This window comes from Bacillus cereus group sp. MYBK101-2 (genome assembly GCF_051918845.1).
In the GTDB taxonomy this organism is placed as follows: domain Bacteria; phylum Bacillota; class Bacilli; order Bacillales; family Bacillaceae_G; genus Bacillus_A; species Bacillus_A paranthracis.
In genome coordinates this window covers 155,830-168,518 of record NZ_JBQAIE010000006.1, presented here as the reverse complement: position 1 = coordinate 168,518, position 12,689 = coordinate 155,830, and the positions used below count along the sequence as shown (strand labels likewise).

Here is a 12,689-nt window from a genome sequence, read left to right as displayed (position 1 = left end):
TTATACAATTCCATTTTTACCTTATTATCCATTTTATGTATTTTATAGAGAGGTGACGTGTTTTATGATATCTAAACTTACTTTTGGCTATAAAAAGCCTACTGAGCAATATGTATTACGACCTAGTTGTTATGCAATTATTTTTAACTCAACCTCTTCAAAGATTGCTATTATCCAAAAAGAAGAACGCTACTTTTTACCCGGAGGCGGTATGGAAGGTACCGAAACAAAAGATGAATGCTTACATCGTGAATTACTAGAGGAATTAGGATGGATAATTGAAATTGAGCAGTATATCGGTAATGCAATGCGATATTTTTATGCGGAAAAGGAAGATACATATTATTTAAACGATGGGTTCTTTTATATTGCGAACATGGTACGGAAACAAACCGATAAGTGTGAAGAGGATCATATTTTAAAGTGGATGTCTCCTTTACATGCTGTGGAACTTCTACTTCATGATCATCAAAAATGGGCGATTGAACAAGCGCTTTTATTACGAAATGAAAAATGATCTCCTTCTATATGAAAGAGATCATTTGTACTGTTAACTTACCTTTTTCAAATTGAGAGCTGGCTTTTTGATTCCACCTTTTTTTACAACATATAAACCGATGAAGATAATAAGACCGCCAACGAGTTGCATCATGTTTATTTGCTCTCCAATTGTTACAGCCGCAAAGATAACTGCGAATAATGGAACAAGATACATGTATACCATTACTTTCGTTGAGCCTATTTGACTAATACCGACATACCACATCGCAAGTCCGAAGATTGTCGCGAAGACGATTGAATATGCTAGTGAACCCCAACTTGGCATGTCTACTGGCCACGTTAATGTGTTTACGTTGAATAAACAGTATATAACGAGAGGTACAATTCCAATTAAAGTAGACCATGATGTGACTCTCATTGCGGAGTATTTTGTAATAAGAGGTTGCGCTAATATCGGATACCATCCCCACGCAATTGCTGCGACTAATCCAATTATATTTCCGAGCCATGCATACTCGTAAGTAGCTCCTCCTGTATGACCTGTTAATAAAACGAATGCGGCACCAATAAAGGCTACTATTGAACCAATCTGTACTTTCATCGAAAAGCGTTCTTGTTTGTGCAATACTGCTAATATCCCTGTAAATATAGGTGACATCGCAATTAATAATGAGGCGTTCGTTGCTGAAGTATATTTCACAGATAGCATAAACATCGTTTGATACATTGTCGTACCAACGATACCGACTGCTACTAATCGTAACCAATCTTTTCTTTCAATGCGTAATGAGCGTTCCATTAAAAATGTAATAAGTAATAATACCGGTGATGCTACTAAAAATCGTAAACTATTAAATTGAATGGATGACATATATGCCACGCCATACTTTCCAATTGTATAATTCGCTCCCCATACTAATGCTACTGATACTAGGAGCCATTCCATTTGCCATCGTTTCATCCGAATCTCCCCTTCCATATTTAGCATAGTAAAATTGGCTGGATATAACACCGTCCAATTGGCTGTTTTTTTACCCAGCCAATTTGTTATACTGAATGTATATAAGAGTTACGGAGGCGTTTTTATGGAATGGAAGCTAGATAGCGACAGTAAAATCCCTATTTATCAGCAAGTTGTTGACTTTATTGAAAAACGTATTACATATGGAGAACTTCCTCCAGGTAGCTTCCTCCCTTCCGAACGGAAATTAGCTACACAGTTAAATGTAAACCGCAGTACAGTAACGACTGCTTATAATGAACTGCGTGCTATGGGAATTGTAGAAAGTACGACTGGTAAAGGAACACGCGTGAGTACACATATGTGGGGTGTTTCTCCAACATTAACGCCGAACTGGAGAAATTTCGTAGAAGGTGGTACGTTCTTACCAAACTTACCGTTACTTCGCCATATTCGGGCAGAAGTACAACAAAATGAAAATATTATTGATTTTGCAAACGGAGAGCTTGGTTGTAATCTTTATCCTCACGATCAACTACAAACGATTTTACGAGAACAACCGTTAACGCATGCATTAAGTTATGATCATCCGCAAGGGTACCTCCCGCTAAGACAAGCGGTAGTAAAATATATGAAAGAATATTTAAAAGTGGAAGCGACTGAACAATCGATTATGATTACATCTGGTGCACAGCAAGCCTTGCATCTTATCGTACAATGTTTATTAAATCCGGGTGATGCTGTCGCTTTCGAAAGTCCATCACACTGTTATTCCTTACCGTTATTCCAATCAGCAGGTATTCGTATTTTCCCATTACCTGTCGATGAACACGGTATTAATCCGGATGATGTGCAAGAGCTATATAGAAAGCATCGTATTAAAATGATTTTTTTAAATCCAAACTTCCAAAATCCTACGGGCACTATGCTGCATCCAAACCGTAGAAAAAAACTATTATCACTTTGTGCAGACTTACGAATTGCGATTGTGGAAGATGATCCGTCTAGTTTACTTACGTTAGAAAAGAAACAACCTTGCCCTACGTTGAAATCGATTGATGAAAATGGAACTGTCATTTACGTGCATTCTTTATCAAAGATGATTGCACCGGGATTACGAGTCGGCTGGCTTGTCGCCCCGCAATCGGTAGTAGAAAGGTTATCTGACGCACGACATCAAATGGAATTAGGTATGAGCATTTTCCCGCAGTGGCTTATGCAGCAGTTTTTTGAAACTGTACCATTTCAGTCTCATATCGTACCGTTACGAAAACAATTAGCAGAAAAAAGAGACGTTATCGTTCGTGCTCTAAACGAGCTACTTCACGATAAAATCTCTTTTTCAAATCCGACCGGTGGTATATACATATGGGGGAAATTAAAAGAACCGATCAACGAAAAACAACTCATTATGCAAAGCTTAAAACAAGAAATAGCCTTTATGCCGGGGAGTATTTTCGGCGCGAAAGATGGTTATATTCGTTTATCTTATGGAAAAGTGAATATTGATCAAATTGAGGAAGGGATTTCTCGTTTACGTGAGGCTATTTTGGTTTGTGAAAAGTAACTTTAGATACAAACCCTCATTTGACAAAACCTAAATCTACCATTATCATCAACACGAACCTAGTTATAGGAGTGATACCAATGAAAATCTATGTTGATGCAGATGCTTGCCCTGTAAAAGATGTAATTATTTTTGAAGCTACGAAGGCAGAAATTCCTGTTACCCTCGTTACAAGCTTTTCTCATTATTCTAATGCAGAGCAGCCAATAGGCGTGGAAACAATTTATGTTGATTCTGGAGCAGATGCTGCGGATTACCGAATTATGCAGTTAGCCCAAAAAGAAGATTTAATCATAACACAAGATTACGGTCTTGCTTCGCTTGCTTTAGCAAAAGGTTGTATCGTACTACACCATAAAGGCTATAAGTATACGAATGATAACATTGAACAATTGTTACAAACACGATATTTAAGTGCAATGGTTCGAAAAAGTGGTAAACGTACAAAGGGACCGAAACCATTTACAGCAGAAGATAAAGAAAAATTTAGAGCGCTCTTTAAAAGTTTTATCGTACGTTAAAAATGAACCGTCTATTTGCAAGAAAAACTTCGTAAAATAAAGAAGAGAATATCCAAATGAACATTCTCTTCTTGATGTTTACCCGTTTAAAATGAAGGTAAATTATCTAGGTTATTTTCTTTTATTCCATCAGGTTCACTACGTATAATATCTCTGCCATACTTATGAAATACATCCACATGAGCTAACTTCCCTGATTTTGCTTCTTCAAGAGCAGTCATATAATCTAACTCTCTCCCGCTACTTGTTTTAAACGCTATTAAATCCCCATCATCATTTTTACGAACGGCAACAATTTGTTCTGCTTCTGAATTGACTTCATGGTCTACTTCAAATTGAGCTTGTTCTTCTCCTTGATGTAAGTAATCATTATACACTTTTTCAAAATCTTTTTTGTCCATTAAACTCACCTCCAAAACCTTTTATTAGTATGGTTGGGAGGTATTGGTTTTATGTAATTTTCTCTAAACTTTAGTATTTTCAAATGAAAACATTGTCCCCTCACTATTTGATTGTAAAGTGTATTTTATATCAAACATCTTTGATATATCTTCAATATTTTTCAAACCAAGTCCTGTTCCTTTACTATTTATATCGAACCCAATCCCATTATCTCTAAAATAAACAATATCTTCATCTATAATGATTTTAAGTTTTTTAGCTTTTGAATGTTTAAGGACATTTTGAAAAATATTATCAAATAGCCTTTGAATCCATAACTCATTACTATTCCATATCAACTCTTTATCTTGTGGATTATATACTAATTCAATTTTATGAATGCTATACAAATAGCTCCATTTTTTAATCATATTTTCTATTAAATTATGTATATTCACTTCATCATGCACAATATAAGTATTCTCTAAGGTTTCGGTAGATTGCATATTAAATTCGTTAGTTAAATCACTTATATATTGTATCTGCTCATACAGTGATTCAAGTACTGGTGCTTGTTCCTTGTACTCACCTTCTAAATAATATAATTGTAATCTGACCGCTGTTAAGGGTGTATTAATATCATGCCGTAATTTATTTAATAGTTCCTTTTTTATTTGTTCCTGTTGTTGTAGTTCCAATTCTCGATAAGTTGTTCTTTCTATAAGCAAGTTTACTGATTTAATCAGTTCTCCCATTTCATCATCGCTTTTAACATCTATTATATTAGGGATTTTTTTATCACTCGCTAAATCTCGAATTGTTTGATTTAATATATTAATTTTATTTAATACGGTGTTAATCGACCTTGAAAATACAAAAGCTAATACTAATAATGATAACAAAAATATGATTAACATAGTAGGATATGCATAGGATTCGTGAAAAGGGATGTTCTTATTTTTAGTTTTAAAGACAGCATTATAAATAACTGATACAAAGATACTAATCGACAACAATAACAGTGGTACGCTAATAATAGCGGAGAATAATAGTAACTGATATTTTTTCTTTAAGTTCATTTCTTCATATAGGTATTTAATCTATACCCTTCTCCATATATGTTCTGAATAATATCACCTGTTTTATCATCAATTTTGGTTCTGATTTTCCTTATATGTACGTTCATGATATTTTGATTTCTATCTTCGAGTTGCCATAGGTAATCATAGAAGTGTTCTTTCGATAAAATTCTATCTCTATTTTCATATAAATAGAAGAATATTTTACGTTCAATTGCTGTAAAAGCAACTTCATTACGCAAATCATTAATAAAAACTCTTTTATATTCTGCATCTATAAATACATGGTTAATTTGCGTGAACATACCATATTGATTACCTAACATTTTCTGAATCCTTAACAACAACTCTCTAGGGTCAAAAGGTTTTATCATGTATTCTTCTCCAATAGTTAAACCTTTTAGTTTACTATCCATATCATTCCTTGCTGATAGAAATATAATTGGAATATTTAATCCTAGATTTTTTATTTTCTTTGTAATTTGATAACCATCTTCGCCTGGTAACATAACATCCATTACGACTAAATCTATTTCATGAATTATATCAAGAACTTTCTTTCCCTCTTTCTCCCAATACACATTATACTTCTCACGCTGTAAAATTTTTTGTAATAAATCTCCTATAATTAAATCGTCTTCAACAATTAATATGTTATATACTTTCATTATGTAGACCTTTCATCACTAAAATAACAATTGCTTAGTTCTTCACTACTTTATTCTTAATAAAATCCATAGCAATTTTGTATATTTCATCAGGAGCATATAAATAAATACTATGTGTACCTTCAATTATTTTCACATCAGCTATTAATAACTTGCTAGCAAACTCCTTATAATCTTTGTTTTTTTGCTTTGTATACTTCGAATCTTTATATTGCCTAGCAATCGCATCTATAAATAACATAGGTGTTTCTTTTGGGATCGATAAAGAATTTGATTTTTTACCGTTATTGTAGCTTTGTAAAAGTTCTTGCTTCATATCATCATTAAAAGCCCGCTTATACGTAAGCGCTTTATAAACATCTTTTTCCTGTTCGTTTAAAAAGGATTGACGAATGACTTCGGGATTATAAGTAATAGAGGGAGCTAATCTCTGAAAACCAATTTTCGTTAAAATATTCATCCCTTTTATTTTTAATGAATCAACCATATCTATTTTATTAGTCACGTACTGTTTAGGTAAACCAATATCTAACGCAATAATCCCTTTTACTTCACTTGGATATTTTTGTGCCCAATAAATGGCCTCAATACCCGATAGAGAGTGTGGTACTAAGATGTATGGTGGTTTATTCCCACTTCGAATAAGCGCTTCTCTTGTTTGTTCTAGTATCGTATCAATATCTCTATCATCTTGAAAAACATCACTGTATCCATAACCAGCTCTCTCAATTACAGAAATCTTGTTTTCTTTCGAAAATTTACTGTATAAGCCTTTCAACTCATAAACAGGAGCGGCAATTCCAGATCCGGCCATAAATACAAACGTATCTTCCCCGCTCCCCTCATTATAAGCATTCACTTTTTTATTATCGAAATTAACAAGTTCACCTTTATTGTTCATTAATTTCGATTCCATTTTTAATTGACAGTTATGATATATAAATACAGCACCTGTACCAAAGAAAATAATACTAATACACATTAAAAAAATTATTTTCACTAACCTCAATATTTTTTTCATTTGACACCCCTTTCAGCCTATACTAAAAGGGTACAATGTAAAAATAAATTTCTAATAAATTTTTCAAAATTAATATTTATTCTTGGTTTCTAAGGCTGGAGCATTTTTAATACCTACGCAAATCCTTCAAAGTCTCCAATATATCATCCGTAAAGGCTGTACTACCCTCTGTCTCTAAAACTCTGAAATAAAAACTTCTTAAGAAAGTTCTAATATTTTGTACTAAAATAGCATGCTGCGGATGTCGGATGTCTTCAACAGTTGCTATACTATGTAGCCAATTGCTCCACTCTTCTTCCGTTAAAAGATCTTGGTTACGTAATGACATAATTGGCTTTACTAATCTCTCATCCTCAAAGTGTACATATACATAATCACTCAATCGAACCTTCTGACGAACAGCAGCTAATATTGCATATGAAAACTCACGATTTTGTATTGTACGTGCTAACGCATCGAGCGCATCCGCTGCGTGTGCAGTAGAGTGTGCCCAGCCTTTTCCTTCTACGTAACCTCTTACATCTTCTTCTAAATATACATATTCCAGCACTTGTTCTGCTACACTGTACAGTTGTTCTTCGGATAACAACGGTTCTCTTTCATGAACAGATAAAATAAGTGGTGGAATTAATACGGAGAACGCACGTTTAAATACAGAATCTGTTCCCTTTTCACCAATTTTATAAAATAAATAATCAGGACTAATTGCTTGTAACATTAATCCTCGTAATTCTTTTTGTCTAAACACATCAGTTGTAATCCATGTGTGAAGCGTACTATAAATTAAATCATCGCGTAATTCAGCATCTGGTGATCCGATATAATCTAGCATCCACTGCGCATATGGATAAGCATCTACGTCTTCTGGTACAGCATAATTATTATTTTTAATTTGTAGTAGTTCTTCTTTTAATTCTAGTACTTCATTCATTATATTTTTTCTCCCCTTTTTGCGTTTCTTATTGCCTTATCCCCCGTTTTTCACTTTCTAAAGCTAATATAATTATACGAGAATTATAACTATTAATAAAAGGCTATACATATTCTTTTGATTGTGTATTACATTCGCTCTTGAAATATAACTTCTGGATTTGCTAAATCACTATTCCGAAATACAACATCTGCACAATCTTTCGGATTATGCTCCTCTATATACATCTTACAGGCCGCATGATACCTGTTAAAAACATTTTTTCAGCTTTTTTATAACTTCCAAAAGCCTCTGTCTCCCGCTTCGCACCACGTTTTCTCGCAATCTCAAAATTTGTATCTACAAAGATTTTGTAATCAAATAAATACGCATAGTCTTTTTTTAATAGAAACGTTCCATCTACTATGAGTACCATATTGGGTTGAGCGAATATAGGCGTATTATATACAGGAATATCCGTTATTAAGTTATGAGAAATCGTTTCATACTGTAAATTCCCGTTAGGTCCTAAAGGCTTTAATAATCTTTCTTTGAAAGCTGTATAATCGTGTGCATCTTCATAATACCCTTTTGCAGATTCTTTACCTTGTGCATAGCGAATCAATCTTGGATTATGAAAGTCGTCAATGCTAGCGCGTGTTACTGGTAACCCTCGTTTTTTTATTTCTTCCGCTAGTTCATTTGCAAATGTTGTTTTTCCTGAAGCTGTAATACCACTTACTCCAACTCTAATTGGATGAGTTAATTTTAACGTTAAAATACGATCAATAATTTCTTTGATGTTTTGTTTTCGACACATGATATCCCCCTTTAATCAGTTAACATAATATAATTACAGGTAACAATTCATGTCACTATTCGTCGGTAAGTCGATATCCTTTGTCGAATCGTCGATATATCAAAAAAATCGTTGATATATTTTAAGTTACGATAGATATATTATGATTGGTTTACTTCCCCTTAAATCCTCGATACAATGCAGTCCATAACTCTTGTTTGTATTCTGCAATCTCTGGCATATCAATTTCTTCTGCTAATCGAATTGCCAATTCAATATCATACGGTACACGTACGAGTTGAATAGAAAAGCTTGCTGCTTCTTTTTCTTTGTAAGTTCCTTCAAATATTAAATAAGAAGCTTGTGTAATTTCAAGCGGATTTCCTACGCTACCAGCATTACATAACGTTTTCCCTCTGAAATTTTGAACGAATGCTTGGTGAACGTCACCGTAGCAAACGACATCTGGTTTTCTTTCTCCTTCTATATTCTCCGTGAGCTCACTGTTTTCGAACATACTAATACGCTCTTCTCTTGAAGCGTGTGGTTGTATTCTTTCATATAAACTTCTCGGTGAAGCGTGAAACATACGAATGAGTTTGCCGCTCATAAAAAATTCGATTGAAAATGGTAAGCTTCTTAAATAGTCATTTTGTTCTTCCGATAATTGTTTTTGATGCCATTTTAACGCTTCAAATTCAGTCGGTTTTGTTATAAAATCATCCCAGTTTCCCATTACGACTACTTCACATTCTTTACGAATGATTTCAATTGCTTCACTAGAATGAGGCCCTTTTCCGACTAAATCTCCAAGACAAATAATGCGTTCGATTCCTCTCAATTTAATATCTTGCAGTACAGATTCTAAAGCTGGAATATTACCATGTATATCTGAAATTACCGCAATTTTGTCCATATGTATTCCTCCTTTATTTATTACATTCACTTGATTGGTACCATTTTGGAATATAGGATAAAAATTGATTATGATCATCTAAAATTCCGTTTAATCTTTCCTTCATATCATCTACTAAATGCGGTGTGCTTCGGTTTGTCCAAACGATATCCGCTGGGAATGTCATTGCTGCATATAATGAGTACAGTTTCCAAAAATGAAGTGACGGTTCTCCTCCGCAATAACCGTGAACTTGTCCAACCGCAAATGGTTTACTTATTCTTATAGTAAAAATCGCTACGTTATAAAAATCGTGTATGGGATCGCCAAAATCATATCCACCAAAATCAATAACGATAAATTCCTTATTATGAATCATACTATTTGCTGGATGGAAGTCATCGTGTAAAAATGTAATTGGACGATTTTTTAATAAGTCTTTATGATTTTCTACAAAAGTTAATACTGGCTTCAAATCTAGAAAATCCACTTCATAATTTGCTAATGCCTCTATGTATCTTTTGTATTTATTCCATCTAGATGTTTCCCATTTATTACTTGCACTTTCTTTTTCTATCGAGTGTATCCTCTTTAATACTTCTCCTGCTTTTCTTCCTGCATGATACTGTTCTTCCGCCAATAGCTTCCTTAAACCTTCTTCACCATTTACACCTTGGACCCATTCAAATACTTGAACACATTTATTTAATTCCTCAAGTTTTATGAAGTGAATTAACTTCGGCGTTGGAATATGTAATAACTCTAATTGTTTCATATACGTATATTCTTCTTGTTTACGTTCAAAATGAACAGCATCACATACTTTTACAAAATATGTTACTCTATTTTCTAATTCTATTTTATATTTCTCTTCATGTGAAAAACCTTTTGAAATCGCTGTACACTTTACAATACGAGGCCATTCTAGTTGTCTCTCTATCTCTCTATACATTTCTTCCAAAGCGTTCACCTCTATCAATATATGTACAAACTACCTAACACTTCATACTCTCGTTTATTTTCCCCTTTAAATTCTACTGCAAATGGATATTCGCCATGATTCTTCAAATATTGTAGTACTAGCCCTTTCCCAATTGGTTCACAAAACTGTACTTGAATGTCACCAAACGATACACTTTGACACTCCGCATTCCATTCTTCATTTTTCACAACCGAGCTTGCAGTTAACTCCATTACTTCTTTCCATTTCTGCACCGTTTCTCGAACATTTTTCACCGCGTAATGAATCGTTTCAATTTGTTGTACGTTGTTTTTATGTTCAGTAATTGTTCCTATGTTACGTAAATCGTTTCTTCTTTCTTCGTCCGTTTCATTCCATTGTATAAAGAAAGGTAATTTCGGCCCGTTCTCTTCTTGCTTTACAAATAACATTTTCCATTCTAAAAGGCGGCCATCTTTTCTCATGCGTTTCCCTTCAAATGGTCCTATCGTATGTATACCGTGCTTACTAAATTTAACTGCTAGTTCTTCAATGGCATCTGTTCGAATTGCGATTTGTAGCATTCCTTCTCCATCTTGTAATTTCACTACTGTTTCTTGTACTAATGGATTGTCTGCTTTCTTCGCTTTTTCTTCATGCTGAACTGCCAAAAATTCTATATATGATAAATCAAAATAACATAAACTATTCCAAGTACCCCAATTTGTATGCTCTCCGCCTAGTACAGTATGAAATCCACGCTCCTGCATTTGTTTTGCCGCTTCTTCCGGTGTGCCATGAACTGCGTGAACGAGATGATCAAATCGTAACATGTCTTTCTCCCCTTTCTCTCCATCCTTTTATTGTATATTTTATTTTTCTTTCATTCAATTCAAAAAACTTTAAAACCTAGTTGATTTATACGATTAATGTGTATTATAATGAAACAAATTTCAATATTGCTGATTGGAAAAACCAAAGGCACTTTTCTCACACGGGAAAAGTGCCTTTTTCATTTACTATTACAGGGGGATTTTTTATGCAGAAATTAATTGTCTTTGCTATTATTGGATTTTTCGCTCAATTAATCGATGGAGCGCTTGGAATGGCGTACGGGGTAACGTCTACCTCACTTTTACTAATGTTTGGTATCGCACCGGCTGTAGCTTCCGCATCTGTTCATTTAGCTGAAGTTGTTACAACCGCCGCTTCTGGTGCATCTCACCTCAAATTTGGGAACGTTGATAAATACACCGTTTCCAGGCTTACATTACCAGGAGCAATTGGCGCATTTATTGGAGCATGTTTTTTAAGCAATTTACCTGGGGATGTAATTAAACCGTACATTTCTGTATTTTTATTTACTTTAGGGGTTTATATTTTATTACGATTCATTATTCAAAAACAAGTTGTTACTTCAAAGAAACGTATGTCTGCTAAACAACTTGTTCCGCTTGGCTTATTCGCTGGATTCGTTGATTCAACTGGTGGTGGTGGCTGGGGGCCGATTACGACACCTGTACTTTTAGCAAGAGGAAATGAAGCTAGAAAAGTTATCGGATCTGTAGATACGAGTGAGTTTCCTGTTTCACTCGCTGCAACAATTGGTTTTTTCATCTCACTCGGTTGGGAACAAGTAAGTTGGGTTTGGGTATTTTCGTTAATGCTTGGCGGTATTGTCGCAGCTCCAATCGCTGCATGGTTAGTGCGCATCGTACCTTCTCATTTACTTGGCGTATTAGTTGGTGGCCTTATTATCTTTACAAACATTCGTACACTACTTACTACATTTAAAGTGGATCCAACGATTATTTCCCTTTCTTACGTGGCAATTGGTCTTGTCGTTATTATTTCTATTTTCATTACTGTTCGTAATCATTCCAAGCATTCTAACACACCGACAGCCGGATATCCGAATGATCAAAAACAAATGCTACCTTAACGATAAAAATACCGCCCGATATACTTCGAGCGGTATTTTTTATTTTTCTATTTTCCAATTAATCATCGTTTCTGTAGTACCCATTCTCTTCATATGTAATTTCTCTAATACACGAATCGAGCTTTCGTTTTCAAGAAGTGTCTCCGCAATAATTGTTTCTACCTCTCCAGTTTGAAAAGTCCAATTTATTAGTTCTCTTACAGCTTCTGTCGCATACCCTTTATTCCAATATTTCTCAATAAAACCGTAACCAATTTCTACTGTATGCTCCTCATTTGGTTTCCCTTTAAACCCTATATCACCTAGAACGATGTCATCTTCTTTTCGAATGACATACCACGCGCCCCAAGGTAATAAATCCTTATCCTGTTTTACATTTTCTACATGCCCTACAACATGAGGACCACTATTATATCCTTGCTCGTTAGCAACGTGAATACTCTCTTCTGTACACGGCACTATATAGAGCCTTTCTGTTTCTAATTTCATATTGATTTCCCCTTT

At 34.4% G+C, this 12,689-nt stretch carries 14 protein-coding genes and 1 pseudogene; 4 read left to right on the top strand and 11 right to left on the bottom strand.

Annotation, left to right across the window (positions count from 1 at the left end; genetic code table 11):
• The first annotated feature begins 64 nt into the window (after positions 1 to 64).
• The gene (locus ACTFSI_RS14640) at positions 65 to 517 is read left to right on the top strand and encodes an NUDIX hydrolase (protein ID WP_074568266.1); all 453 of its coding nucleotides are present in this window, start codon (positions 65 to 67) and stop codon (positions 515 to 517) included.
• 33 nt (positions 518 to 550) lie between these two features.
• Here the strand turns inward: ACTFSI_RS14640 and ACTFSI_RS14635 are convergent, their stop codons facing one another.
• Positions 551 to 1,462 carry a DMT family transporter gene (locus ACTFSI_RS14635; RefSeq protein WP_000832969.1) on the bottom strand — a complete coding sequence of 304 codons (912 nt, stop codon included), beginning with the start codon at positions 1,460 to 1,462 and terminating at the stop codon, positions 551 to 553.
• A gap of 124 nt (positions 1,463 to 1,586) precedes the next feature.
• Between ACTFSI_RS14635 and pdxR the strand changes: the two genes are divergently transcribed.
• Positions 1,587 to 3,029: a MocR-like pyridoxine biosynthesis transcription factor PdxR gene (gene pdxR / locus ACTFSI_RS14630; RefSeq protein WP_000454924.1), complete on the top strand. Its 1,443-nt coding sequence runs from the start codon at positions 1,587 to 1,589 to the stop codon at positions 3,027 to 3,029.
• Between the two features lie 80 nt (positions 3,030 to 3,109).
• Positions 3,110 to 3,550 carry a YaiI/YqxD family protein gene (locus ACTFSI_RS14625; RefSeq protein WP_000708746.1) on the top strand — a complete coding sequence of 147 codons (441 nt, stop codon included), beginning with the start codon at positions 3,110 to 3,112 and terminating at the stop codon, positions 3,548 to 3,550.
• 86 nt (positions 3,551 to 3,636) lie between these two features.
• Here the strand turns inward: ACTFSI_RS14625 and ACTFSI_RS14620 are convergent, their stop codons facing one another.
• The 9 genes and pseudogenes from ACTFSI_RS14620 to ACTFSI_RS14580 form a co-directional block, all read right to left on the bottom strand.
• Positions 3,637 to 3,951, bottom strand: a complete 315-nt coding sequence (locus ACTFSI_RS14620; protein ID WP_000358165.1) for a DUF3892 domain-containing protein — start codon at positions 3,949 to 3,951, stop codon at positions 3,637 to 3,639.
• Positions 3,952 to 4,014: 63 nt separating this feature from the next.
• Positions 4,015 to 5,010 carry a sensor histidine kinase gene (locus ACTFSI_RS14615; RefSeq protein WP_001049580.1) on the bottom strand — a complete coding sequence of 332 codons (996 nt, stop codon included), beginning with the start codon at positions 5,008 to 5,010 and terminating at the stop codon, positions 4,015 to 4,017.
• Positions 5,007 to 5,678, bottom strand: coding sequence for a response regulator transcription factor (locus ACTFSI_RS14610; protein WP_000870359.1), 672 nt, complete (start codon positions 5,676 to 5,678; stop codon positions 5,007 to 5,009). The genes ACTFSI_RS14615 and ACTFSI_RS14610 overlap by 4 nt, the downstream gene beginning before the upstream one ends.
• Before the next feature lie 34 nt (positions 5,679 to 5,712).
• On the bottom strand, positions 5,713 to 6,699 hold the full coding sequence (locus ACTFSI_RS14605; RefSeq protein ID WP_440045444.1) for an alpha/beta fold hydrolase: 987 nt from the start codon (positions 6,697 to 6,699) through the stop codon (positions 5,713 to 5,715).
• A gap of 106 nt (positions 6,700 to 6,805) precedes the next feature.
• Entirely contained in the window at positions 6,806 to 7,630 is an 825-nt protein-coding gene (locus ACTFSI_RS14600; protein ID WP_074602020.1) for a DUF2785 domain-containing protein, read from the bottom strand.
• Positions 7,631 to 7,758: 128 nt separating this feature from the next.
• Positions 7,759 to 8,429, bottom strand: a pseudogene (locus ACTFSI_RS14595) (hypothetical protein).
• Positions 8,430 to 8,580: 151 nt separating this feature from the next.
• On the bottom strand, positions 8,581 to 9,324 hold the full coding sequence (locus ACTFSI_RS14590; protein ID WP_440045443.1) for a metallophosphoesterase family protein: 744 nt from the start codon (positions 9,322 to 9,324) through the stop codon (positions 8,581 to 8,583).
• A gap of 13 nt (positions 9,325 to 9,337) precedes the next feature.
• The gene (locus tag ACTFSI_RS14585) at positions 9,338 to 10,264 is read right to left on the bottom strand and encodes an aminoglycoside phosphotransferase family protein (protein ID WP_044792972.1); all 927 of its coding nucleotides are present in this window, start codon (positions 10,262 to 10,264) and stop codon (positions 9,338 to 9,340) included.
• Positions 10,265 to 10,278: 14 nt separating this feature from the next.
• The gene (locus ACTFSI_RS14580) at positions 10,279 to 11,076 is read right to left on the bottom strand and encodes a VOC family protein (RefSeq protein WP_044792974.1); all 798 of its coding nucleotides are present in this window, start codon (positions 11,074 to 11,076) and stop codon (positions 10,279 to 10,281) included.
• Positions 11,077 to 11,282: 206 nt separating this feature from the next.
• Between ACTFSI_RS14580 and ACTFSI_RS14575 the strand changes: the two genes are divergently transcribed.
• Positions 11,283 to 12,185, top strand: a complete 903-nt coding sequence (locus tag ACTFSI_RS14575) for a sulfite exporter TauE/SafE family protein (protein ID WP_080776530.1) — start codon at positions 11,283 to 11,285, stop codon at positions 12,183 to 12,185.
• Between the two features lie 39 nt (positions 12,186 to 12,224).
• On the opposite strand, the gene ACTFSI_RS14570 is transcribed toward ACTFSI_RS14575, so the two are convergent.
• Positions 12,225 to 12,674 (bottom strand): GNAT family N-acetyltransferase, encoded by a 450-nt coding sequence (locus ACTFSI_RS14570; protein WP_000764629.1) that lies wholly within the window; start codon positions 12,672 to 12,674, stop codon positions 12,225 to 12,227.
• Between the last annotated feature and the right edge of the window lie 15 nt (positions 12,675 to 12,689).